This is a genomic window from Achromobacter sp. FW305-C-30-7 (genome assembly GCF_058783105.1).
This window is the reverse complement of record NZ_JBYSYI010000001.1, coordinates 833,240-855,821: the sequence shown is the minus strand read 5'-3', so window position 1 is coordinate 855,821 and position 22,582 is coordinate 833,240. Positions and strand designations below refer to the sequence as shown.

20 protein-coding genes are annotated in these 22,582 nt (G+C 66.7%); 16 read left to right on the top strand and 4 right to left on the bottom strand.

The features are described from left to right. Nucleotides 1–34: 34 nt before the first annotated feature. Nucleotides 35–1,165: an acyltransferase family protein gene (locus AC3WOB_RS04000; protein ID WP_492274264.1), complete on the top strand. Its 1,131-nt coding sequence runs from the start codon at nt 35–37 to the stop codon at nt 1,163–1,165. On the opposite strand, the gene AC3WOB_RS03995 is transcribed toward AC3WOB_RS04000, so the two are convergent. Further along, complete coding sequence (locus AC3WOB_RS03995; RefSeq protein WP_080551105.1) at nt 1,146–1,541, bottom strand: helix-turn-helix domain-containing protein; 396 nt, start codon at nt 1,539–1,541, stop codon at nt 1,146–1,148. The two genes, AC3WOB_RS04000 and AC3WOB_RS03995, sit on opposite strands and share 20 nt — an antisense overlap. Nucleotides 1,542–2,191: 650 nt before the next feature. On the opposite strand from AC3WOB_RS03995, the gene AC3WOB_RS03990 reads away from it, so the two are divergent. Together AC3WOB_RS03990 and kch are read left to right on the top strand one after the other, a co-directional pair. Further along, entirely contained in the window at nt 2,192–3,007 is an 816-nt protein-coding gene (locus tag AC3WOB_RS03990) for a winged helix-turn-helix domain-containing protein (protein ID WP_492274263.1), read from the top strand. A gap of 432 nt (nt 3,008–3,439) precedes the next feature. Then, a complete protein-coding gene (kch, locus tag AC3WOB_RS03985; protein ID WP_041654366.1) occupies nt 3,440–4,651 on the top strand; it encodes a voltage-gated potassium channel protein in 1,212 nt (403 codons plus the stop codon). A gap of 3 nt (nt 4,652–4,654) precedes the next feature. Here the strand turns inward: kch and AC3WOB_RS03980 are convergent, their stop codons facing one another. After that, the gene (locus AC3WOB_RS03980; protein ID WP_492274262.1) at nt 4,655–6,238 is read right to left on the bottom strand and encodes an EAL domain-containing protein; all 1,584 of its coding nucleotides are present in this window, start codon (nt 6,236–6,238) and stop codon (nt 4,655–4,657) included. A 96-nt stretch (nt 6,239–6,334) separates the two neighbouring features. Continuing rightward, entirely contained in the window at nt 6,335–6,952 is a 618-nt protein-coding gene (locus AC3WOB_RS03975; RefSeq protein ID WP_013396257.1) for a TetR/AcrR family transcriptional regulator, read from the bottom strand. A 198-nt stretch (nt 6,953–7,150) separates the two neighbouring features. On the opposite strand from AC3WOB_RS03975, the gene AC3WOB_RS03970 reads away from it, so the two are divergent. From AC3WOB_RS03970 to phbB, 6 genes are read left to right on the top strand one after another with little or no spacing between them, the layout of a single operon-like run. After that, nucleotides 7,151–8,635, top strand: coding sequence for an efflux transporter outer membrane subunit (locus AC3WOB_RS03970; protein WP_492274261.1), 1,485 nt, complete (start codon nt 7,151–7,153; stop codon nt 8,633–8,635). A gap of 21 nt (nt 8,636–8,656) precedes the next feature. Beyond that, nucleotides 8,657–9,724 (top strand): HlyD family secretion protein, encoded by a 1,068-nt coding sequence (locus AC3WOB_RS03965; RefSeq protein WP_013396259.1) that lies wholly within the window; start codon nt 8,657–8,659, stop codon nt 9,722–9,724. Continuing rightward, the gene (gene rbbA, locus AC3WOB_RS03960; protein ID WP_492274260.1) at nt 9,724–12,468 is read left to right on the top strand and encodes a ribosome-associated ATPase/putative transporter RbbA; all 2,745 of its coding nucleotides are present in this window, start codon (nt 9,724–9,726) and stop codon (nt 12,466–12,468) included. The genes AC3WOB_RS03965 and rbbA overlap by 1 nt, the downstream gene beginning before the upstream one ends. Nucleotide 12,469: 1 nt before the next feature. Further along, on the top strand, nt 12,470–13,594 hold the full coding sequence (locus tag AC3WOB_RS03955; RefSeq protein WP_492274259.1) for an ABC transporter permease: 1,125 nt from the start codon (nt 12,470–12,472) through the stop codon (nt 13,592–13,594). 47 nt (nt 13,595–13,641) lie between these two features. Then, the gene (locus tag AC3WOB_RS03950) at nt 13,642–14,109 is read left to right on the top strand and encodes a hypothetical protein (protein WP_013396262.1); all 468 of its coding nucleotides are present in this window, start codon (nt 13,642–13,644) and stop codon (nt 14,107–14,109) included. Then, the gene (gene phbB / locus AC3WOB_RS03945) at nt 14,099–14,845 is read left to right on the top strand and encodes an acetoacetyl-CoA reductase (protein ID WP_492274258.1); all 747 of its coding nucleotides are present in this window, start codon (nt 14,099–14,101) and stop codon (nt 14,843–14,845) included. The genes AC3WOB_RS03950 and phbB overlap by 11 nt, the downstream gene beginning before the upstream one ends. Before the next feature lie 22 nt (nt 14,846–14,867). On the opposite strand, the gene AC3WOB_RS03940 is transcribed toward phbB, so the two are convergent. Further along, nucleotides 14,868–15,764, bottom strand: a complete 897-nt coding sequence (locus AC3WOB_RS03940) for a LysR family transcriptional regulator (RefSeq protein ID WP_013396264.1) — start codon at nt 15,762–15,764, stop codon at nt 14,868–14,870. Between the two features lie 138 nt (nt 15,765–15,902). Here AC3WOB_RS03940 and AC3WOB_RS03935 point away from each other — a divergent pair, with 138 nt between their 5' ends. The 7 genes from AC3WOB_RS03935 to AC3WOB_RS03905 all read left to right on the top strand — a co-directional run bounded on the left by AC3WOB_RS03935 (nt 15,903) and on the right by AC3WOB_RS03905 (nt 22,568). Beyond that, nucleotides 15,903–16,520, top strand: coding sequence for a nitroreductase family protein (locus tag AC3WOB_RS03935; protein ID WP_013396265.1), 618 nt, complete (start codon nt 15,903–15,905; stop codon nt 16,518–16,520). Nucleotides 16,521–16,538: 18 nt separating this feature from the next. Beyond that, entirely contained in the window at nt 16,539–17,417 is an 879-nt protein-coding gene (locus tag AC3WOB_RS03930) for an EamA family transporter (protein WP_492274257.1), read from the top strand. 81 nt (nt 17,418–17,498) lie between these two features. Then, nucleotides 17,499–18,194, top strand: a complete 696-nt coding sequence (locus tag AC3WOB_RS03925) for an alpha/beta hydrolase (RefSeq protein WP_492274256.1) — start codon at nt 17,499–17,501, stop codon at nt 18,192–18,194. Nucleotides 18,195–18,536: 342 nt separating this feature from the next. Beyond that, entirely contained in the window at nt 18,537–19,973 is a 1,437-nt protein-coding gene (locus tag AC3WOB_RS03920; RefSeq protein ID WP_013396267.1) for a cytochrome ubiquinol oxidase subunit I, read from the top strand. Nucleotides 19,974–19,977: 4 nt separating this feature from the next. Further along, a complete protein-coding gene (cydB, locus tag AC3WOB_RS03915; RefSeq protein WP_013396268.1) occupies nt 19,978–20,985 on the top strand; it encodes a cytochrome d ubiquinol oxidase subunit II in 1,008 nt (335 codons plus the stop codon). Continuing rightward, nucleotides 20,985–21,128, top strand: coding sequence for a DUF2474 domain-containing protein (locus AC3WOB_RS03910; protein ID WP_013396269.1), 144 nt, complete (start codon nt 20,985–20,987; stop codon nt 21,126–21,128). Before cydB ends, AC3WOB_RS03910 begins: the two co-directional genes overlap by 1 nt. A 27-nt stretch (nt 21,129–21,155) precedes the next feature. Then, entirely contained in the window at nt 21,156–22,568 is a 1,413-nt protein-coding gene (locus AC3WOB_RS03905; protein ID WP_492274255.1) for an aminotransferase-like domain-containing protein, read from the top strand. Nucleotides 22,569–22,582: the final 14 nt, after the last annotated feature.

Below are 22,582 nucleotides of genomic sequence, written 5' to 3'. Positions count from 1 at the left end.
CCGGGGAGACACGGCGATGGGCTTTTTGAGAACCTTGTTGGCATTGTCAGTGGTGCTGGACCATTTGGGCGCAGGCGCCACCGATCACCTGGTAGGCGGCCGCCTCGCGGTACAGCTGTTCTACGTCATTTCGGGCTTTCTGATTTCCTATGTGCTCACCGCCACCGATAACTATCAAGGCGCGGTGGGCAAGTTCTATGCAAACCGCTTTCTGCGCCTGTTCCCGATCTATCTTGCGGTCGCCGCGTTGACGCTTACGGCGCACGTGATGAGCGGCGGCGCATTCTTCCGCATCTACGATGCCCTGCCTTTCAGTGCCGAGCTATTCCTGGTGCTCTCCAACATTTTCATCATGGGCCAGGACTGGCTCATGTTCTTCGGCATCGAGCATTCCGCGCTGGCGTTCACCGGCAGCTTCGCGCATAGCGAAGTGCCGCTCTATGAAGGCTTGCTGGTGCCGCAGGCCTGGACGCTGGGCGTGGAGATGAGCTTCTATCTGGTCGCTCCCTTCATCCTGCATTCGCCGCGGCGGCTGCTGGCCTTGCTGGCTGCATCATTGGCGCTGCGCGGCGTGCTTATCGCCACCGGCATAGGCTTGAGCGACCCCTGGACCTACCGCTTCTTTCCGACGGAACTGGCGCTGTTCCTGCTCGGTTCGCTGTCGCACCAGGTGCTGTTGCCGCGCTACAAGGCTTGGACGCAGCGCGTCAAGCGCCTGCCCGAGATCGGCACGGCCGTGCTGGCGGCCTACTGTGTGCTGCACTTCTCGATCGCCATGAACCACAACGTGCGCGATGGCCTGGCCGTGCTGCTGTTCGTGGCGCTGTTGCCGCTGGCCTTCCTGTTCCAGTCGCGCCACAGGCTGGACAAGGCGATAGGCGAGCTGAGCTACCCGATCTACATCTGCCATTCGCTGGTGATCATGTTCTTCAAGTGGATGCTTGAAGAAGCGCACCTGGATCAGCCGCTGCTGTTCTCGGCCCTGGTGATCACGAGCACCATTGCATTCTCGGCCCTGCTCAACAGCGTGATTGCGGATCCCGTGGAACGCCTGCGCAGCCGCCTGCGCACCGACGACGATGCGTTGGCGCCCGCGGCCGGCTCCCGGCGGCGTCCTGCCAGCGCGCCCGCGCAGCCCCTCGGGTCTATTCGCCGCGTGCCTTGATGTAGGCGGCCAGCACCTGTTCGATCTGCCGCTTTTCCTGCGAACTCAGGCGCGCATAGGTGGCATAGGAGATGGTTTCGAACGGCCAGGCGGCGGGCAGCGCCACGCGCTCCGCGTCTGCCTGGCTGGCGCCGGCATCGGGATTCGACATCGGCCCTTCGCCGGTGCTGAGCCACATGGGATGGACGCACAGCGCGCGGGTCAGCTTGATCAGGGCATCGCTCGACGGCCGCCGGCGCTGCCCGCTTTCGTAGTTGCCGATAGCGCTTTGCGACAGGTTGCTCGCGGCCGCCAAGTCCTTTTGAGTCCATCCCTGAAGCATTCTTGCGTTGCGCAGACGATGGCTAAACGTGTCCACTCGATCAACCCGAGACATTAATAAGAATTTATTTATTTGATTAAAACATCCCGGCACTGGCGCCAAACAAACGGATTAAACCCCAATTGCGGGGCTAATCCGTAAATCGCGCCAACCATCTGCCGGCGCACGCGCCAGACGCTTTGCAAAGGGCCCATGCGCCCTAAAAAAATCATATCTATCATCGGCTTGCCCCGCCGCACCGGTATCTCCGCGCAGCGGCTGCGATCTGCACGGCGGCGCCTCGCCAAGAAAAACTTGCGCGAGTTTATGGCGGTTAGAGTATTCAAAATGGAAAATAATGTATCGGCGATACATAATGAGTTAACACCGAATTCCCGAACCCGACCACAATTTCCAGCGTTTCCATAGCGCTGCGCCCGCGCTTTCTGTTACTGTCAGAAACTACAGATACGTATCTTCACAAAAAAACACGCCCGTGTTTAAATGAAACACGGGCGTGACTTCCAAGCAGCATCGAAGCATGGGCGGCCATCGGCGAAAGCACGAAACCAGGGGCAATCCCCCCGGCCTCGCGCCCATCCGAACAACACCGCCCGGCGCTCTCGCGCCCCGGCGCGCAGCACAGGGAGACGGGCATGACTCGCAGCGCCAGGCCTAGGCATCAGGCACAGCCGCCATGCCCCGTTTCCTCATTGGAAGCATCAATGAACAACACGCTGGATGTCATCTTTCTGGGCCACGACGATGCCAGGCATGCCGGACTCATCGAAGCCCTTGCCCACCTGGGTTTCAACGTCCGTCGCTGCCACGACCTGGCCGACGTCTACGACAGATACTCCCGCCGCCCCTGCCCGCTGGTGGTGCTGAAAGCGCCGCTGCCCGACATCCACAATGCCGCGGTGCGGCTGCGCGCGATCGACCGCGGCCTGGGCATCGTCGCCATCGCCACTTTCGCCGACGCCGAAAGCCGCATCCGCACGCTGCTCTGCGGCGCGGACGCCTGCCTGCCGCCGGACGTGTCGGGCCTGGAACTGGCGGCGGCGCTGCAGGCGCTGGTGCGCCGCGCGGTCGGCCTGGACGGCGCGGATACGGCGTCCGATGGACACGGGCCGGACGAGCCCATGCACGAGACCTGGCGCCTTGCGAACAAGGGCTGGACCCTGATCAGCCCCGCGGGCCGGACCCTGGGGCTGACGACCGGCGAGCGCGACTTCCTGTCACGACTGGTGAACGCCCCTGACCGCAAGGTCAGCCGCGACGCTTTCTACGCGGACGGCGCGGACGAGGCGGACAACGGCATCACGCGGCGCCGCTTCGTCGACGTCATGATCAGCCGCTTGCGGCGCAAGGCGACGGCCAACCAGATGACGCTGCCGATCCGCGCCGTGCATGGCTGGGGCTACATGTTCGCAGCGGATATCACGCTGGACCTGGATTTTCGGGTTATGGGGGAAGAGAGCCGGCTGGAGGCCCAGGATGACTGGCGCCGCGAAACGGCTGACGCGAACGCGTCGACTTGAAGCCTGGCCCGCAAGGGGCCTGGGCGAAAAAAACGCGGCGCTGCCTCGAAAGGTTAAGACGCCGCGCTAAAACAACACGTGAACCTGGAGTCATCAGCCGGCACTGATGCCTACTACCTGGATCACGCGATTCCAACATTCGTGCCTCATACTGCTCACGTACGGTCAGACCGTGAACCTGGACCGGGTCTCTAGTCCCGGCACAAGCTGCAACGTGATCAACGCCAGGCGATTCTTCCGCTGCGTAAAACAGCGGGCGTCCCGCCCTTATCAGCGGCGTTCCTCGCGGATAGCCGTTTGATGCACGAAGTTTAGGACCTCGGACAGGTTTCCAGTAATTCTTTGTTGATAGCCTTCCATACATATCTGATATAGGGCGGCATGCCCCCTACAATGCCGGCAAAGGACCTGGACCCGTTCCCGCCAAACCCCATGCCCACACTGCCCGTTCCCCTCAAGCACCGCCTGCGCAAACTGTTGGCGCTGTTTCCGCCCAATTGGTGCCTGGCCATCCTGGTGGCGCTGGACGGCTATGCCTTCATGCATCCCGTGCTGCGCGAGGTGCGTGCACGCGAATACGGTTTCTGGCTCGCCATCGACAACTGGCATGAGGTCATGCGCGTGGTCGGCCTGCTGGAGATACCGCGTTTGGTGCTGGGGGTGGGGCTGCAGATCATTGCGTTGGGGCTGATCCTCAAGGCCCGCATCGCCTGGGCGTTTTCGCTGGTACTGCTGATTGGCGTCGGCACCTTCGCCATCATGGGCGACGGCGGCCGCGCCGGCCTGGGGATCTATACGCTGGTGCTCGTCATCGCACTGGTGGCCTACTGGCGCCGCTTCGACCGGGCCAGCGTCACGGCGGGTTCGCTGTTCGCCCTGGTCAGCATGCTGTCGCTGCTGATCTACGCGGTCTTCGGCACGCTCTACCTGGGCAACGAATTCAACCCGCCCATCACGGACGCCACCACCGCGCTCTATTTTTCCATCGTGTCCATGTCCACCGTGGGCTACGGCGACATCACCCCGCACAGCGGCACCGCGCGGCTGTTCACCGCGTCGATTATCATCCTGGGCATCACCATCTTCGCCACCTCCATCAGCGCGATCGCCGGGCCGGTGATCGGCGGCAATCTGAAACGGCTGGTCAAAGGCAGGTTCTCCACCGCCATGCGCAAAAATCACATCATCATCGCCGGCGCGACGCCCATCGCCATGAGCGTCTACGACGGCCTGCGGCGCCGCGGCGACGAAGTCACCGTCATCGTGCCTCCCGGCGTGCCGCAGGAATACCCGGCGGCCACGGACCTGATCGAAGGCGATCCTTCCAGCGTGGACGTGCTGCACAATGCGGGCGTGACGCGCGCGCGCTACGTGCTGGCGCTGCGCGACGACGATGCCGAGAACGCGTTCATCGTGCTGGCCGCGAAGGAAGCATGCGGCGAGAGCGGCGCCAAGACAGTGGCGCTCGTCAACACCAGCAAGCACCTGGAGAAGATCCGGCGGGTCAATCCCGACCTGGTGTTCTCCGTGCAACTGCTGGGCGCCGAGCTGCTGACCCGCGCCATCAACGGCGAACCCATGGACAGCCAGAGCATCACCGACCTGTTCTTCGCCAAGGCCGCCCCGAACGGCAAGACCGCCTGAGGACTAGGCGGCGGCGGGCTGTTCGTGCCCGGCATACCAGCGCACCAACTCGGCCGACGGCATGGGCCGCGCAAACAGATAGCCCTGGATGAACGCCACGCCGCGCGCCTTCAGGTAGTCGAACTGATATGGCGTTTCCACGCCCTCCGCCACCACCGAAAGCCCCAGGCGATGCGCCAGCGTGATGATGGCGTCCAGCACCGGCGCCTCTTCGCCCGCGGGTCCGATGGCCTGCACGAAGCCCTGGTCGACTTTCAGGTAATCGACCGGAAACTTCTGCAGATAAGACAGCGAACAGTGGCCAGTGCCGAAGTCGTCGATCGCCACACGCACGCCCTGCGCGCGCAGGGCGTCGATATTGCGCCGGGCCTGGCCGTTGTCCGCGATCAGGCTGCGTTCGGTGATCTCCAGCACCACCAGCGGATGCCGCGCCGCGACCTGGTCCACGAAAGCCTGGACGTCAGGCAACAGTTCCGCGCTCGACAGGTGCTCGGCCGCGATGTTCACGCCGATGTGGAAGTCCGGCGGCGTGGGCCACGTGCCCATGTCGCGTTCGATCAACTTGAGCAGGTGCTGGGTCAGGGGGATGATCATGCCCTCGGCCTCGGCCTCGGCGATGAAGACGTCCGGACGCACCGGCCCGATGCCCGGCCGTTCCCAGCGCATCAGCGCCTCCACGCCCTCGCAGCGGCCAGTGGCCTGGCCATAGACCGGCTGGTAATGCACCTGGAACTCGTTGGCCCGCATGGCGCGGCGCAACTGCTCCTTGAACGACCGCCTGCTGGCTTGCAGGCGGTGCGTGCCCAACGCCAGTCCCAGCCCGAGCAGCAGCGCCACCGGCAGGTACGTCGCCATCGAGCGCGACCATGCGCGCACCAGGGTTTCGGGCGGAGCCAGCACGCTGACCCTCAGGCCGGCCGCGCTGTCCTCGCGCGCGTCCTCCTCGCGCAACGGCACCGCGCGCGCCGCCGCGCCGCCCCAGGAGTCGCTGCGGATCGGCGCGCCATGTTTGCCGACGACCAGTTCCAATTGCAGGTCGTCCATAGTCGCGACCGCATTCACCAGGTCCTGCGCGTAGCGGCCGTCCACCACCACGATGCCGCTGCTGGCGCCGTCCGCGCCGGACTTGCCCAACAGAATCGCCGGACGGTCGGGCGCCAGCGGCGTGCCGGCCACGGACGTCTGCCATTGCGGCGCCGACACGTCGACCTTCCATTTGCTGAAATCATCGAGCGATGCGTCCACCGCTCCCACGGCCGATGAGCAATACACGCGCTTGTCGCGGACCAGGACCAGGGAACGGAAGTACGGGTTCAAGGTGCCCCAGCGCTGCAGCACCGGCAACACCTCGGCGCAGGGCTTGCCCGCAAGCTCCGTCACCCGCCCCAGCATGTCCTGGGACTGCGCGAGGATGCTCTCGGCCTGGGCGCGCACGATGCGCGCCGCAGTTTCGCCTTCGAGCCGCTGCGCACTGTGGGCCAGCAGCCAGGTCCAGCCGACGCAGGCCAGGATGGGCAGAATCAATGCCAGGGCCACCGGCAGATAACGCCAGGATGGGGTGTCGCTTTTCACGCCCGATGTCGCCATGTCACCTCGCCGGATAGGTCGTGCATGGCCGCCGCGCGACCAGTCTGGATAGGACACCAAGCGGGGCGCAGCGTCAAGAAACTCCGCGCCCGTCCATCATGCCGATCCCTGCCGCAGAAGTTCGCAGATCAGCGCCACATGCGCCTGGCGCCGCTCGGGCAGGTCGATGCGCTCGCCTGGCCCCATCAGCACGGACATGACCAGGGTGTGCACGATGGGCGACAACAGCAGCCAGGGATGCTCGAGCGCCACGCAATCCGCGCACAGGCCGCGGGCCCGCGCGCGCTCCAGCAGCCGCGCGATGTCGGTCTGGTGAGCCTCCGCGGTCTCCTGCCGCCAACGCGCGGCCAGGTGCGGCACGCGGCCGCTTTCGGCCAACAGCAGCCGCATGGTGCTGATCATGGCCGGATTGCCCAGGCTGACGTAGAGATGATTGACGATGCGTTCGGCCAGATGGCGCGGCGACTCGGCGCCGTCCACCACCGCGGCCACGTCGAGCCGCGAGGGGCTGAGGTGACGCGCCAGCAAGGCCTCGAAGACGGCTTCCTTGCTGTCGAAATGCGCATAAAGCCCGCCCTTGGACAGGCCCGCCCGCAGCGCGATGTCGTCCATCCTGGCGCCGGCATAGCCCGCCTGTGAAAACTCCTGGAGCGCGGCGTCGAGGATCTGCCCGACCCGCACCGCCGGAGGAAGACGACGGCGCTGCATGACCATCTCTCTGCTCCCTGTGCATGTGCGGTTCATTAAAAACCGACCAGTCAGTCGTTACTTTGATCCTGATCAAGGAATGCGCAGCCGCCGCACTGCACAATAGCTGCAAGCATGAACCCGGTGCCGGGTCCGCCCCGAAGGCGGCGCCACAAGCCTGCCTGCCCAGGGACGCGCCCGGCCCACGCGCTGGAGAGACCCCGCATGACACGCCGCCCGTTTCCGGCCACGATCGCCGCGCGCTTCGTTCCCGCAGCCTTGCTGACGCTGCTGGCCAGCGGCTGCGTTTCCATGGCGCCCGATTACAACCGCCCCGCCCTGCCCGTGCCCGCCGCCTATACGGCCCCGGGTTCCGAAGCGACCGCAGCCAGCGCCGCCGCGGCGGCCGAGATCGGCTGGCGCACTTATTTCCCGGACCCGGCGCTGCAAACGCTGATATCCAGCGCCCTGGCCAACAACCGCGATCTGCGCCGCGCCCTGCTGCGCGTGGAAGAAGCGCGCGCGCTGTATGGCATACAGCGCGCCGACCAGTTCCCCACCATAGGCGTGCAGGCGGACGGGTCCCGCGCCCGCGTGCCGGGCGACCTGAACCTGACGGGGCAGCCGCTGGTTTCCAGCCAATATCAGGTGGGCCTGGGCATGGCCAGCTGGGAACTGGACTTCTGGGGCCGCGTGCGCAGCCTGAAGGACGCCGCATTACAGAACTACCTGGCCTCCGACGCCGCCGCGCGGGCCGCCACGCTGAGCCTGATCGCGGAAGTGGCGGACAGCTACCTGTCCCTGCGCGAACTGGATGAACGCCTGGCGCTGACGCGCGAGACCATCGCTTCGCGCGAAGAGTCGCTGCGCATCTTCCGCCGCCGTTTCGAAGAAGGTGCGATCTCCAAGCTGGACCTGACCCAGGTCGAGACGCTATGGCAGCAGGCCAAGGCGCTGGGCGCGGACCTGGAACAGACCCGCGCTGCTCAAGCCAATGCGCTGGAATTGCTGGTGGGCGCGCCCCTGAACCTGCCCAGGTTGCCTACACACCTGGACGATGATTCCGTCATGCGCGCACTGCCGGCCGGCCTGCCCTCGGACCTGCTGGTCAACCGCCCCGACATCGTCGCCGCCGAGCACCAGCTCAAGGCCGCCAACGCCAACATCGGCGCGGCCCGCGCTGCCTTCCTGCCCACCATCACCTTGACCGGCGCCTTCGGCACCGCCAGCAGCGAGCTGGACGGCCTGTTCTCGGGCGGCAGCCGCGCCTGGAATTTCGCGCCCAGCATCAGCCTGCCGATCTTCGACGCCGGCCGCCGTTCTTCCAACCTGGACCTGACCGAAGCGCGCCGCGACCAGGCCGTGGCCGCCTACGAGCAAACCATACAGACCGCCTTCAAGGACGTGTCCGACGCACTGTCCGCCCGTTACTGGCTGGCCGAGCAGGTCGACGTGCTGCGCGCCACCGTGGCGGCGCAGAGCGAGCGCGCCCGCCTGGCGCAGCTGCGCTACGACCATGGCGCCTCGCCCTATTTGGAGGTGCTGGACGCGCAGCGCGACCTGTTGGCGGCCCAGCAGAAGCTCGCGCAGACACGCCGTGCGCTGCTGTCCAGCCGGGTCCGGCTATATGCGGCGCTGGGCGGAGGCACACAAGCGCCCGCCGCACCCCAGACCGCAGCCGCCCCCGCGCCAGACGCCAGCCCCCGATAAACCAAGAACCAAGGATCCCAAATGCGCCTGCCTACAAAAAAACTGGTCCCTGTCCTGATCGCGCTGGCGGTCGCCGCTGGCGGCTACTACGGCTGGCGGCTGTTGTCCGACAGCGGCCCGGGCGAGGGCTTCATCAGCGGCAATGGCCGCATCGAAGCCACCGAAATCGACGTGGCCGCCAAGCTGGCCGGCCGCGTGCAGGAGGTGCTGGCGGTCGAGGGCGACTTCGTCACCGCTGGACAGCCGCTGGCGCGCATGCAGATCGACACCTTGCAGGCGCAGCGCGAGGAAGCCCGCGCCCAGCACCAGCAGGCCGTCAACGGCGCGGCCAGCGCCAGCGCGCAAGTGGCGCAGCGCGAAAGCGACAAGCTGGCCGCCGAGGCCGTGGTGGTGCAGCGCGAAAGCGAGCTGGACGCCGCGCGCCGCCGCCTGGCGCGCTCCGAGACGCTGTCCAAGGAAGGCGCCTCGTCCATCCAGGAGCTGGACGACGACCGCGCCCGCGTGCGCAGCGCGCAAGCCTCGGTGCATGCCGCCCGCGCGCAGGTCAAGGCCGCGCAAGCCGCCATCGACGCCGCGCGCGCCGCCGAGATCGGCGCGCAATCGGCCGTCACCGCCGCGCTGGCCACCATCGCCCGCATCGAGGCCGACATCGCCGACAGCGAGCTGCGCGCGCCGCGCGACGGCCGCGTGCAATACCGCGTGGCACAGCCCGGCGAAGTGCTGGGCGCAGGGGGGAAGGTGCTGAACATGGTGGACCTGTCCGACGTCTACATGACGTTCTTCCTGCCCGAGCAGGCGGCCGGCCGCGTGGCGTTGGGCCAGGACGTGCGCATCGTCCTCGACGCCGCGCCGCAGTACGTCATTCCCGCCCAGGTGTCTTTCGTGGCCAGCACCGCGCAGTTCACGCCCAAGACGGTGGAGACCGCCAGCGAACGGCAGAAGCTGATGTTCCGCGTCAAGGCCCAGATCAGCCCCGAGCTGCTGCAGCGCCACCTGAAGCAGGTCAAAACCGGCCTGCCGGGCGTGGCCTGGCTGAAGCTCGACGCCGATGCGCAATGGCCCGCCAACCTTGAAGTCAAGGTGCCCTGATGGACTCCCCGGACACCGCCCCCGTGGTGACGCTGTCCGGCGTCAGCCTGCGCTACGGCAAGACGGTGGCGCTGGATGGCATCACGCTGGACATCCCCGCTGGCCGCATGGTGGGCCTGATCGGTCCGGACGGCGTGGGCAAGTCCAGCCTGCTGGCCTTGATCGCCGGTTCGCGCGCCGTGCAGGAAGGCCGCGTGGACGTGCTGGACGGCGACATGGCCAGCCGCCGCCACCGCGACGCCGTCTGCCCGCGCATCGCCTACATGCCGCAGGGCCTGGGCAAGAACCTCTACCCCACGCTGTCGGTCGAAGAGAACCTGCAGTTCTTCGGCCGCCTGTTCGGCCATGACGAGGCCGAGCGCCGCCGGCGCATCGACAGCCTGACCCGCAGCACCGGCATGTCGGCCTTCCTGTCGCGTCCCGCCGGCAAGCTTTCCGGCGGCATGAAGCAGAAGCTGGGCCTGTGCTGCGCCCTTATCCATGATCCCGACCTGCTGATCCTGGACGAACCCACCACCGGCGTGGACCCGCTGGCGCGCGCGCAGTTCTGGGACCTGATCAACCAGATCCGCCGCGAACGCAGCGGCATGAGCGTGATCGTGGCCACGGCCTACATGGACGAGGCGCAACGCTTCGACTGGCTGATCGCCATGGACGAAGGCCGGGTGCTGGCCACGGGCACGCCCGCCGAACTGCAACAACGCACCGGCGCGGATTCGCTGGAAGCCGCTTTCATTGCGCTGCTGCCGGAAGAAAAGCGCCGCGGCCACAAGCCGGTGGAGATCATGCCGCTGGCCATCGACGACGACGCCGAGATCGCCATCGAGGCGCGCGACCTGACCATGCGCTTTGGCGACTTCGTCGCGGTGGATCACGTCAACTTCCGTATCCGCAAGGGCGAGATCTTCGGCTTCCTGGGCTCCAACGGCTGCGGCAAGTCCACCACCATGAAAATGCTGACGGGCCTGCTGCCCGCCAGCGAGGGCCAGGCCTGGCTGTTCGGCGCCGAGGTCGATCCCCGCAACATCGATACGCGCCGCCGCGTGGGCTATATGTCGCAGGCGTTCTCGCTGTATGGGGAACTGACCGTAAAGCAGAACCTGGTGCTGCATGCGCGCCTGTTCCACGTGCCGGAGTCCGAAATCCCGGCGCGCGTGGACGAGATGGCGCAGCGTTTCGACCTGGGCGAGGCGCTGGACACCCTGCCCGAGAACCTGCCCATGGGCGTGCGCCAGCGGTTGTCGCTGGCCGTGGCCATGGTGCACAAGCCCGAACTGCTGATCCTGGACGAGCCGACCTCGGGCGTAGACCCGGTCGCGCGCGACAATTTCTGGCGGCTGCTGATCGCGCTGGCGCGCCACGATCAGGTCACCATTTTCATTTCCACCCACTTCATGAACGAGGCGCAGCGCTGCGACCGCATGTCGCTGATGCATGCGGGCAAGGTGCTGGTGAGCGCATCGCCGGACGAGATCACGCGGATGCGCGGCGCCAAGACGCTAGAAGAAGCGTTCATCGCCTACTTGATCGATGCGGGCGCCGGCACCCAGCCGGAAGACTCGCCCGACGCAGCCGCGCCAGCCATGGAACCCGCGCCCGCCGAGGCGCCGGAACACCGCGGCTTCAGCCTGCAGCGCATGCTGAGCTACATGTGGCGCGAATCGCTGGAGCTGCGCCGCGACCCGGTGCGCGCCACGCTGGCCCTGGCCGGGTCGCTGCTGCTGATGTTCGTGATGGGATTCGGCATCAGCATGGACGTGGAGGACCTGCGCTACGCGGTCATGGACCGCGACCAGACCGGCCTGAGCCACAACTACAGCCTGAATCTTGCGGGCTCGCGCTACTTCATCGAGCACCCGCCCATCACCAGCTACGAGGAGATGGACGCACGCATGCGCAGCGGCGAATTGTCGCTGGCCATCGAGATACCGCAAGGCTTCGCCCGCGACGCGGAACGCGGCAACGGCGCGCAGATCGGCGTCTGGATCGACGGCGCCATGCCGCAGCGCGCCGAAACCATACGCGGTTACGTGCTGGGCATGCACCAGGGCTGGCTGATGCAGCAGGCGCGCGAACGCCTGGGCGCGGACGCAACCCTGCCGGTCAGCGTGGAAACGCGCTTCCGCTACAACCCGGACGTGCGCAGCCTGCCCGCCATGGTGCCCGCGGTGATCCCGCTGCTGCTCCTGATGATGCCGGCGATGCTGACCGCGCTGGCGGTGGTGCGTGAAAAGGAACTGGGCTCCATCATCAATCTGTACGTCACGCCCGTCACGCGGCTGGAATTCCTGCTGGGCAAACAGGCGCCCTACGTGGCGCTGGCCATGCTGAATTTCCTCTTGATGACGTTGCTGGCGGTGACGCTGTTCGGGGTGCCGATCACCGGCAGCTTCCTGACGCTGCTGGTGGCCGCCCTGATCTACAACGTGGTGGCCACTGCCATCGGCCTCTTGGCCTCCACCTTCACGCGCAGCCAGATCGCGGCGCTGTTCTTCACCATGATAGGCACGCTGGTACCCGCGGTGCAGTTCGCCGGCCTGCTCAACCCGGTGTCGTCGCTGGAAGGCGCGGGCCGCCTGATCGGGCAGATCTACCCCGCCACCCACATGCTGACCATCAGCCGCGGCGTCTTCAGCAAGGCCCTGGATTTTTCCAACCTGCAAGGCTCGTTCTGGCCGCTGCTGATCGCCATTCCCGTCATCCTGGGCGCCTCGGCGCTGCTGCTGAAGAAACAGGAGACCTGAGATGCGGCACCTGGCCAATATCTACCGCCTGGGCGTGAAGGAACTGTGGAGCCTGGCGCGCGACCCGATGATGCTGGTCCTGATCCTCGTGTCGTTCACGCTGATGATCTACACGGCGGCCACGGCCGTGCCGGAAACCCTGCACAACGCCCCCATCGCCGTGGTGGACGAGGACGTCTCGCCCCTGTCCGCGCGCATCACCTCGGCCTTCTATCCGCCCCACTTCACACCGCCTGAAGTGACGACCTCGGCCGAGGCCGATGCCGGCATGGACGCGGGACGCTACACGTTCTCGGTCAACATCCCGCCGAACTTCCAGCGCGACGTGCTGGCCGGCAGGCCCGCGGAAATCCAGTTGAACGTGGATGCGACCCGCATGAGCCAGGCGTTCACGGGCAGCAGCTACATCCAGCAGATCATCAACGACGAGATCAATGAATTCGTCAAACGCTACCGCGCACCCACCGAACTGCCGGTGGAGCTGGCCGTGCGCATGCGCTTCAACCCCAATTTGACCCAGGCCTGGTTCGGCGCGCTGATGGAAATCATCAACAACGTCACCATGCTGTCCATCATCCTGACCGGCGCGGCGCTGATCCGCGAGCGCGAACACGGCACCATCGAGCATCTGCTGGTCATGCCGGTGACGCCGACCGAAATCATGGTCGCCAAGGTCTGGTCGATGGGGCTGGTGGTTTTGGCGTCCGCTGGGCTATCGTTGACGTTCGTGGTACGCGGCTTGCTGCAAGTGCCGATCGAAGGATCGGTGGCGCTGTTCCTGGTCGGGGCGGCGCTGCACCTGTTCGCGACGACCTCAATGGGCATATTCATGGCCACGCTTGCGCGCAGCATGCCGCAGTTCGGCATGCTTCTGGTACTAGTGCTGCTGCCCCTGCAAATGCTGTCGGGCGGCACCACGCCGCGCGAAAGCATGCCGCAGTTCGTGCAGGACATCATGCTGGCCGCCCCCACCACCCACTTCGTGGAACTCGGCCAGGCCATTCTCTACCGCGGCGCGGGCTTGAGCGTCGTGTGGCAACCCTTCCTGGCGTTGGCGCTGATCGGCTCGGTGCTGTTCGCGTTCTCGCTGACACGCTTTCGCAAGACCCTCAGCCAGATGGCGTGAGGCCTGTGTATTCGTTACCCCTTACCACTCTCTTAAAAGGACGGATGATGAAGAAGACAACTGCCTCCATGCCTCAGGGCCTCGCCAGCGCCAATGCCGCCTACTGCCAGCGCATGGCCCAACTTGCGCAGGAAAGCCAGCAGCGCTGGCTGGAACTAGGCCGCCGCCTGGCCGGCGGCAATGCCGAACAATATCTCGCCACGCTGGCGCCGCTGCAGCAGTCCGGCAACTGGCAGGAGATCGCTCCCGCGCTGGGCGAGATCACCCGCAAGCAATGGCAAAGCCAGCTTGAAGCCAGTCAGGCCATCACCCACGCGCTGCTGGAAGAACAGGCCACCCTGGCCTCGGGCATCAGCGAAGCCATGACGGGTTGGCTGAAGCAGGCCAGCGGCGGCGCCATGGGCCTGGATGCCACGCCCATGGCCCAGATCTGGACGACCCTGTCCAACCAGATGGCGTCCGCATGCTCGGCCATGCGCGACGCGAGCAAGCCGGGAGCCCACCATGACGGCTGAACGCACAGCGCTCGTCACCGGCGGGGCCGGCTGCCTGGGGCAGGCCATCGCGCAGGCCCTGCATGCAGCCGGCCACAAGGTCATCATCACCTATCACTCCAGCGAAAGCGCAGCGCGGGCCTGGATCGACGCGGAAGCGGCCCAGGGTCGCCGCTACGCCATGTACAAGGTGGACGTGGCCGACCATGACTCATGCCAGGCGCTGGCGCGGCGCCTGGAGGAAGACGGCCACCAGATCGACATCCTGATCAACAACGCCGGCCTCACCCGCGATGCCAGCCTGCGCAAGATGAGCTACGACAACTGGACGGAGGTCCTGCGCGGCAACCTGGATTCGATGTTCAACATGACGCAGCCGCTGTGCGGCGCCATGGCCGACCGCGGTTGGGGCCGCATCGTCAACATCTCGTCCGTCAACGGCAGCAAGGGTTCGTTCGGCCAGACCAACTACGCGGCCTCCAAGGCCGGCATTCACGGCTTCACCAAATCCCTGGCGCTGGAACTGGCCAGGAAGGGCGTGACCGTGAACACCGTTTCGCCCGGCTACCTGGCGACGCGCATGGTCGAGGCGGTGCCCGAAGAGGTATTGAAGGAGAAGATCCTGCCGCAGATCCCGCTGGGCCGGCTGGGCCGTCCGGAAGAGATCGGCGCGCTGGTCGCCTTCATCTGCAGCGACGCCGCCGGATTCATGACAGGCAGCAATGTCGCCATGAACGGCGGCCAGCACATGTATTGATGCGGCGCCGGGCCGCCGCGGCTCATTCCCGCGGCGCGCCCAGTTCTTCCAGCAGGAAATCGACGAAGGCGCGCACCTTGGCCACCATGTGGCGGCGCGACGGATACACCGCATAAACGTAGGTCTCGTCCGGCTGCCAGTCCTGCAGTACCGCCTGCAGCGCGCCGCTGTCCAGGTCCTGCTGCACGTATATGCGCGGCACCAGGCTTACCCCGAAGCCCGCGCGCAACGCGTCGCGCACCGCCAGGCTCGAACTCACCCGGTAGCGCCCCCGCACCGGTACGCGCTCGGTCTCGCCCGCGCGCTTGAAGGTCCATTCGTCCGCGTGGCCCGACAAGGTGAACTGCACCCGCTCCATGCCGCGCAGCGCCAGGGGCGAGGCCGGGAGGCCGTGGCGCTCGAAGTAGGCCGGCGCGCCGCAAAGCACGTGGTCCAGCGTCATCAGCTTGCGCGCCACCAGGCTGGAATCCTCCAGCCTGTCGGTGCCGCGGATCGCCACGTCGTAGCCTTCCTTGACGATGTCGATGCGGCGGTCCTCCAGATTGAGGTCCAGCGATACCTGCGGATAGCGTTCCAGGAAGCGCGGCATGGCGGCGGACAACCGGACCAGGCTCAGCGACATGGGCGCGCTGACCCGCAAGGTGCCCGACGGCGCCTGCTGCAGCGGCCCCAGCGATTGCTCGGCTTCGCCCAGGTCGTCCAGGATGCGCGCCACCTGCTCGTAGTAGCGCGCGCCGGCTTCGGTCAGGCTCATGCGGCGGGTGGTGCGGTTGAGCAGCCGCGCCGCCAGGTGGGATTCCAGTTCGGCGATGTTCTTGCTGACCGCGGCCGGCGACAAGCCCATCTGCCGCGACGCAGCCGCGAAGCCGCCCCGCTCCACCACTTGCCTGAAGACTTTCAACGCCGTCAGATGATCCATTGATTATTCACCATCAGTGAATGATATTGCCATCGATTTGGATATTATCGCCAATCTACGATTCAATTAGTCTGTGCTCATGGAATCGGCGTGCATGTGAGGCGCCGGCAATCTCAGCAAAACCCAAGGATGGCAGCCATGAACCACGCCCTGACCGACGCAATCGCACAACGCAATTCCGCCAATTTCTTCGATCCCGCCCGCGGCGTGGACGACGACAACATCCACACCCTGATCTCCTGGGCCACCCGCGCCCCCACCGCCTTCAATCTGCAGAACTGGCGCTTCATCGCCGTGCGCAGCCAGGACGGCAAGCGCCGCCTGCGCGAGCTGGCCTGGAACCAACCCAAGGTCAGCGAAGCGGCGGTGACCTTCATCGTGCTGGGCGTGCTGCCCCAGGCCGCCTGGATGGCCGAGCGCCTGCAAGGCTCGGTGGACGCGGGCTTCATGCCGGCGGCCATGGTGCCGTCGTGGGAAGCCGCCGCCAGCCGCCTCTATACCGACTCGCCGCAGACCCGCCGCGACGAGGCGGTGCGCAGCGCCACCTTCGGCGCTTCCACCCTGATGCTGGCGGGACAGGCCCAGGGTCTGGCGGCCAGCCCGATGACGGGCTTCGACGCCGCCGGCGTGACCGAAGCCTTCGGCTTGCGCCAGGAAGAAGTGCCGGTCATGCTGGTCGCCATGGGCTACGCGCAGGAAGGCAATTGGCCGCAGAAGCCGCGCCGCCCCGTCAACGACGTACTCGAACTCGCCTGAGCCCTTCGGAGCATGACCATGAACCGCGGTTCCGATCTGCTGTTGACTGCCCTGGCGCCCGCCATCTGGGGCAGCACCTATGTTGTCACCACCCTGATGCTGCCGCAGGACTACCCGCTGACGGTCGCCATGCTGCGCGCCCTGCCGGCCGGCCTCCTGCTGCTGCTGGCCGTGCGCCAACTGCCCCACGGCATCTGGTGGCTACGCACTTTCATCCTGGGCGCGCTGAACTTCTCCGTCTTCTGGGCCCTGCTGTTCGTGGCGGCCTACCGCCTGCCGGGCGGCGTGGCCGCCACGCTGGGCGCGATCCAGCCGCTGGTGGTGATCCTGCTGGCGCGCAGCCTGCTGGGCACGCCCGTGCGCGGCCTGTCGGTGCTGGCGGCGCTGGGCGGCCTGGGCGGCGTGGCGCTGCTGGTGCTGACGCCCAAGGCCGCGTTGGACCCCGTGGGCATCGCGGCCGGGCTGATCAGCGCGGCCTCGATGGCCCTGGGCACGGTGCTCAGCCGCCGCTGGCAGCCGCCAGTGTCGGCGCTCACTTTCACGTCCTGGCAGCTGACGGCGGGCGGCATCCTGCTGGTGCCGCTGGCTTTCGCCGCGGAGCCCGCTCTGCCGCCGCTGACTGCCCTGAACGTGGCCGGCATCGCCTACCTGGGCCTGATCGGCGCGGCGCTGACCTATGTGCTCTGGTTCCGCGGCGTGGCGCGGCTGGAACCCGCGGTGGTGTCCTCGCTGGGCTTTCTCAGCCCGATCACGGCGGTGCTGCTGGGCTGGGGCCTCTTGGGCCAGCAGCTGAGCGCCGCGCAGATCGCCGGCATGGCGATCGTGGTCGCCAGCGTGTGGCTGAGCCAGCGGGCGCAGCGTCCGGCCGTCGCCGCGCCCGCACCTCGCCCGCTGTAACACGCCGGCACGCAAAAGCAGTAGCGACGCCGGCGTGGCGCGCGCATGATCGTTGCTCCATCCCGAGGAAGGAGCCGCACCATGAGCAGCAAACCCAGCATCATTCTTGTCCACGGTTTCTGGGGCGGCGCCGCCCACTGGAGCCGCGTCATCCTGGAACTGGCGCGCAAGGGCTACCAAGACCTGCATGCCGTCGAAATGCCGTTGACGTCCCTGGCCGACGACGCCGAACGCACACGCAAGATGATCGCGCAGCAGAAGGGCCCCGTGTTGCTGGTGGGCCATTCGTATGGCGGCGCGGTCATCACCGAGGCCGGCAACCAGCCCAACGTGGCCGGCCTGGTCTACATCGCCGCCTTCGCGCCGGACGCGGGAGAAAGCCCCGGCGGCATCACGCAGGAACTCCTGCCGGCGGCCGCGCCCAATCTTGCGCCCGACAGCGACGGCTACCTGTGGCTGCGCGCCGACAAGTTCCACGAGAGCTTCTGCCAGGACCTGCCCGCCGACGAAGGGCTGGTCATGGCCGTCACGCAAAAGGCACCACTGGCCAGCGCCTTCGGCGAAACGGTATCCGTCCCCGCATGGCGCAGCAAACCATCCTGGTATCAGATCTCCAGCCAGGACCGGATGATCGCCCCCGAGAACCAGACGCGGATGGCCGCGCGCATGAATCCGCGCAAAACCATCACCCTGGACGCGAGCCACGCGTCGCTCGCGTCCCGCGCCGGCGAGGTGGCCGGCCTGATCGACGAAGCGGCGCGCGCCTGCGCCTCGTAGAGGCCATGCGCCGATCGGGCGGGCTGCGCCTCGTAGAGGCCATGCGCCGATCGGGCGGGCTGCGCCTCCAAATCAGCGTATCAGGGGACGCACCCGCCTTTTCTGTGCTGCTTTTTTTGTAACTTCGCAAACCGGAAAACAACCGCAGCACAGATGCTTTCCCTATGAATAATGGATGCAGATCCCAGAATCCATCCAAACTGATCCGCTTTTTTCTGCTTTCTCTGAATCTGTACTGATAAGGGCTGCGGCTCTAACTTCAGGGTGTAGTTCAAACACCCGTCAGTGCACGCCGTCTTGTGGCGGTTGAGGCGCGCTGGCGTAGAAGTCAGGAATACCGCCATGGATAGCGACGCGCTATTGCTTGCCCGAATACAGTTCGGCTTCACCATCTCGTTTCACATCATCTTCCCCGCCATCACCATTGGCCTGGCCAGCTACCTCGCCGTGCTGGAAGGACTGTGGCTGCGCACGCGCAACACCGTCTACCGCGACCTCTACCATTTCTGGACCAAGATCTTCGCCGTCAACTTCGGCATGGGCGTGGTGTCCGGCCTGGTGATGGCGTATCAGTTCGGCACCAACTGGAGTTTCTTCTCCGATTTCGCCGGCAGCGTGACCGGGCCCCTGTTGGCCTATGAAGTGCTGACCGCCTTCTTCCTGGAAGCCGGCTTCCTCGGCGTGATGCTGTTCGGCTGGTCGCGCGTGGGGCCGGGCCTGCATTTCTTTTCGACCGTGATGGTGGCCCTGGGCACGCTGGTGTCGGCCACCTGGATCCTGGCGTCCAACAGCTGGATGCAGACGCCCGCCGGCTACGAAATCCTGGACGGCCGCGTGGTGCCCACGGACTGGCTGGCGGTCATCTTCAACCCGTCCTTCCCCTACCGCCTGGCGCACATGGGCATCGCCGCGTTCCTGGCGACCGCGCTGATGGTGGGCGCTTCCGGCGCCTGGCACCTGCTGCGCGGCGACCGCAGCCCGGCCGTGAAGAAGATGTTCGCGATGGCGATGGGCATGCTGCTGCTGGTGGCGCCGCTGCAAGCCGTGGTCGGCGACTTCCATGGCCTGAACACGCTGAAGCACCAGCCCGCCAAGATCGCCGCCATCGAAGGCCATTGGGAAAACGAGCCCGGCGCCGGCGTGCCGCTGACGCTGTTCGGCATCCCCGACATGGAGCGCGAGGAAACGCGCTACGCGGTGAACATCCCGCGCCTGGGCAGCCTGATCCTCACGCACAGCTGGGACGGCCAGTTCCCCGGCCTGAAGTCGTATCCGCCGGAAGACCGCCCCAACGCCACGGCCGTATTCTGGTCGTTCCGCGTGATGGCGGGCCTGGGCATGCTGATGATCGCCCTGGCAGCCTGGGCGTTGTGGTCGCGCTGGCGCGGCAAGCTGTACGAATCGCGCTGGCTGCACCGCTTCGCGCTGTGGATGGGGCCGTCCGGACTGATCGCGATCCTGGCGGGCTGGTATGTCACGGAGATCGGCCGTCAGCCCTGGGTGGTGTACGGCGTCATGCGTACCGCCGACGCGGCCACGCCGCACGGGCTGGGCGAACTGACACTGACGCTGGCGCTGTTCGTGGTGGTGTACCTGCTGGTGTTCGGCGCCGGCGTGTCGTACATGCTGCGCCTGATCCGCATGGGTCCCAGCCCCGCCCCCGGCCACGCGCCGCTGTCGGGCGGCCCGGGCGAACCGCGCCAGCCCTCGCGGCCGCTGTCGGCCGCCTCCACCCTGGCGGGCATCGAGCCCGCGCAACGCAAGCATTCGGGAGTCTGAGGCCATGGGCATCGACCTTGCACTGGTATGGGCCGTCATCATCCTGTTCGGCGTGATGATGTACGTGATCATGGATGGCTTCGATCTGGGCATCGGCATCCTCTTTCCGCTGATCAATGACCGCGAGGAACGCGACGTCATGGTCAACACCGTGGCGCCCGTGTGGGACGGCAACGAAACCTGGCTGGTGCTGGGCGGCGCCGGCCTGATGGCGGCGTTCCCGCTGGCCTACTCGGTGATCCTGAGCGCGCTGCACCTGCCGCTGGTGTTCATGCTGCTGGGCCTGATCTTCCGCGGCGTGGCGTTCGAATTCCGCTTCAAGGCGGACGAACACCACCGTCCGCTGTGGGACCGCGCTTTCGTGCTCGGCTCCGTGTGCGCCACCTTCTTCCAGGGTGTGACGCTGGGCGCCTACATCGAAGGCATCCCGGTGGTGGACCGCGCCTACCAGGGCGGCGCCTGGGACTGGATCAGCCCGTTCTCGCTGTTCACCGGCGCGGGACTGGTGGTGGCCTATGCGCTGCTCGGCTGCACCTGGCTCATCATGAAGACCGAAGGCCGCCTGCACCGCCACATGTGCGACATCGCCCGGCCGCTGACGCTGGCGCTGCTGGCCGTGATCGCGGCGCTCAGCGTCTGGACGCCGCTGGCGCAGCCGCAGATCGCGCAGCGCTGGTTCAGCCTGCCGAACATGTTCTGGTTCCTGCCCGTGCCACTGCTGGTCGCGGCGGCCGGCTTTGACCTCATCCGCCGCGTCAAGGGCATGCCCAACGCCGGTCCCTTCATGCTATCGCTGGCGCTGCTGTTCCTGGGCTACAGCGGCCTGGGCATCAGCATCTGGCCCGCCATCATCCCGCCCGACGTGTCCATCTGGACCGCATCCGCCCCGCCGCAAAGCCAGGGCTTCGCGCTGGTGGGAGCGCTGGCGATCATTCCGATTATCCTCATGTACACCGCTTGGTCGTACTACGTGTTCCGGGGCAAGGTGCGTCTCGGCGAGGAGTTCCACTGATGAACCACTCCCAACCCTCCCTGCCCTCGTGGCGCAGCCGCCTGCTCTGGCTGGCGATGATCTGGGCATGCAGCGTCGCGGCGCTGGGCGTGGCCGCCTATGCGCTGCGCCTGGTGATGCGAGCCATCGGCATGTCGACCTGATTCCGACCCACGCAAACGGACCCGCCCATGAAGCGCTATGAACGGCTGACAGAAGAAATCACCGCCTCGATCCGATCGGGCCTGCTGCGGGCGGGCGACCGCCTGCCCTCGGTGCGGCAGACCAGCGCCAGCCGCGGGGTCAGCCCCTCGACGGTGTTCAAGGCCTATTACCTGCTGGAGGCGCGCGGCCTGATCCGCGCCCGCGACCGCTCCGGCTATTACGTGCTGCGCGCGCCGCACGCCACGCTGCCGGAACTCGACGGCCTGTCCAGCGCCAACGCCGGGCGCCATCCGGTGGACGTCAGCGACAACGTGCTGCAGGTGCTCAACGCTACCCTGCGCCGCGACATGCTGCCCTTCGGCTCGGCCTTTCCCAACCCGTCGCTGCTGCCCTACGGACGCCTGGCGAAGTTCATGGCGTCCACGGTCCAGCGCCTGGATCCCTGGGGCTCGATCGACGACCTCAGCCCGGGCGACGCCGCGCTGCGCCGCGCCATCGCGCTGCGCTACCTGGCCGACGGCATGTCGGTGCCGGTGGACGACATCATCATCACCAACGGCGCGCTGGACGCGCTGAACCTGAGCCTGGCGGCGGTCACCAGCCCCGGCGACGCGGTCATCGTCGAGTCGCCCACCTTCTACGCCGCGCTGCAATCGCTGGAACGCAACCACCTGCACGCCATCGAAGTGGCCACGCATCCGCGCGAAGGCATAGACCTGCAAGCGCTGGAGCAGGCCATCCTACGCCATCGCCCCAAGGCCTGCTGGCTCATGACCAACTTCCAGAATCCATTGGGCAGCCTGATGCCCGACGACAAGAAGGAAGCGCTGGTGCGGCTCTTGGCCAGCCACGACGTGGCGCTGATCGAGGACGACGTCTACGGCGAGCTGTACTTCGGTGAAAGCCGCCCGCGCCCGGCCAAGGCCTTCGATCGCGACGGCATCGTGATGCACTGTTCTTCGTTCTCCAAGACCCTGGCGCCGGGCTACCGCGTGGGCTGGGTGGCCGCCGGCCGCTATACGCGGCGCATCATGCGCAACAAGCTCACCATCAGCCTGGCGACCGCGGCGCCCACCCAGGCCGCCATCGCCGCCTATCTGGAAAAGGGCGGCTTCGACCGCCACCTGCGCCAATTCCGCCAGGCGCTGGCCCAGCAGCAAGGGGAACTGCTGCAAGCCATCGCCCGCTACTTTCCCAAGGGCACGCGCGCCACGCGGCCGCTGGGGGGCTACTTTGTATGGGTGGAGCTGCCGGCCCACATCGACACGCTCAAGGTGCACCGTGCGGCGCTCGGGCACGGCATCAGCATCGCCCCGGGTCCGCTGTTTTCGGCGTCCGGCGGCTTCGGCAACTTCCTGCGGTTGAACGGCGGGCATCCCTGGAATCCGGAGATGGAACAGGGCATGGCGACGCTGGGCAAGCTGCTGGCCGGCGGCTGATCCCCGGCGTAACC

Excerpts from the sequence above, each read along its gene's own strand:
- AC3WOB_RS03995 (WP_080551105.1), bottom strand. The coding sequence starts at position 1,541 with ATGTCTCGGGTTGATCGAGTGGACACGTTTAGCCATCGTCTGCGCAAC.
- AC3WOB_RS03990 (WP_492274263.1), top strand. The coding sequence starts at position 2,192 with ATGAACAACACGCTGGATGTCATCTTTCTGGGCCACGACGATGCCAGG.
- kch (WP_041654366.1), top strand. The coding sequence starts at position 3,440 with ATGCCCACACTGCCCGTTCCCCTCAAGCACCGCCTGCGCAAACTGTTG.
- AC3WOB_RS03980 (WP_492274262.1), bottom strand. The coding sequence starts at position 6,238 with ATGGCGACATCGGGCGTGAAAAGCGACACCCCATCCTGGCGTTATCTG.
- AC3WOB_RS03975 (WP_013396257.1), bottom strand. The coding sequence starts at position 6,952 with ATGGTCATGCAGCGCCGTCGTCTTCCTCCGGCGGTGCGGGTCGGGCAG.
- AC3WOB_RS03970 (WP_492274261.1), top strand. The coding sequence starts at position 7,151 with ATGACACGCCGCCCGTTTCCGGCCACGATCGCCGCGCGCTTCGTTCCC.
- AC3WOB_RS03965 (WP_013396259.1), top strand. The coding sequence starts at position 8,657 with ATGCGCCTGCCTACAAAAAAACTGGTCCCTGTCCTGATCGCGCTGGCG.
- rbbA (WP_492274260.1), top strand. The coding sequence starts at position 9,724 with ATGGACTCCCCGGACACCGCCCCCGTGGTGACGCTGTCCGGCGTCAGC.
- AC3WOB_RS03955 (WP_492274259.1), top strand. The coding sequence starts at position 12,470 with ATGCGGCACCTGGCCAATATCTACCGCCTGGGCGTGAAGGAACTGTGG.
- AC3WOB_RS03950 (WP_013396262.1), top strand. The coding sequence starts at position 13,642 with ATGAAGAAGACAACTGCCTCCATGCCTCAGGGCCTCGCCAGCGCCAAT.
- phbB (WP_492274258.1), top strand. The coding sequence starts at position 14,099 with ATGACGGCTGAACGCACAGCGCTCGTCACCGGCGGGGCCGGCTGCCTG.
- AC3WOB_RS03940 (WP_013396264.1), bottom strand. The coding sequence starts at position 15,764 with ATGGATCATCTGACGGCGTTGAAAGTCTTCAGGCAAGTGGTGGAGCGG.
- AC3WOB_RS03935 (WP_013396265.1), top strand. The coding sequence starts at position 15,903 with ATGAACCACGCCCTGACCGACGCAATCGCACAACGCAATTCCGCCAAT.
- AC3WOB_RS03930 (WP_492274257.1), top strand. The coding sequence starts at position 16,539 with ATGAACCGCGGTTCCGATCTGCTGTTGACTGCCCTGGCGCCCGCCATC.
- AC3WOB_RS03925 (WP_492274256.1), top strand. The coding sequence starts at position 17,499 with ATGAGCAGCAAACCCAGCATCATTCTTGTCCACGGTTTCTGGGGCGGC.
- AC3WOB_RS03920 (WP_013396267.1), top strand. The coding sequence starts at position 18,537 with ATGGATAGCGACGCGCTATTGCTTGCCCGAATACAGTTCGGCTTCACC.
- cydB (WP_013396268.1), top strand. The coding sequence starts at position 19,978 with ATGGGCATCGACCTTGCACTGGTATGGGCCGTCATCATCCTGTTCGGC.
- AC3WOB_RS03910 (WP_013396269.1), top strand. The coding sequence starts at position 20,985 with ATGAACCACTCCCAACCCTCCCTGCCCTCGTGGCGCAGCCGCCTGCTC.
- AC3WOB_RS03905 (WP_492274255.1), top strand. The coding sequence starts at position 21,156 with ATGAAGCGCTATGAACGGCTGACAGAAGAAATCACCGCCTCGATCCGA.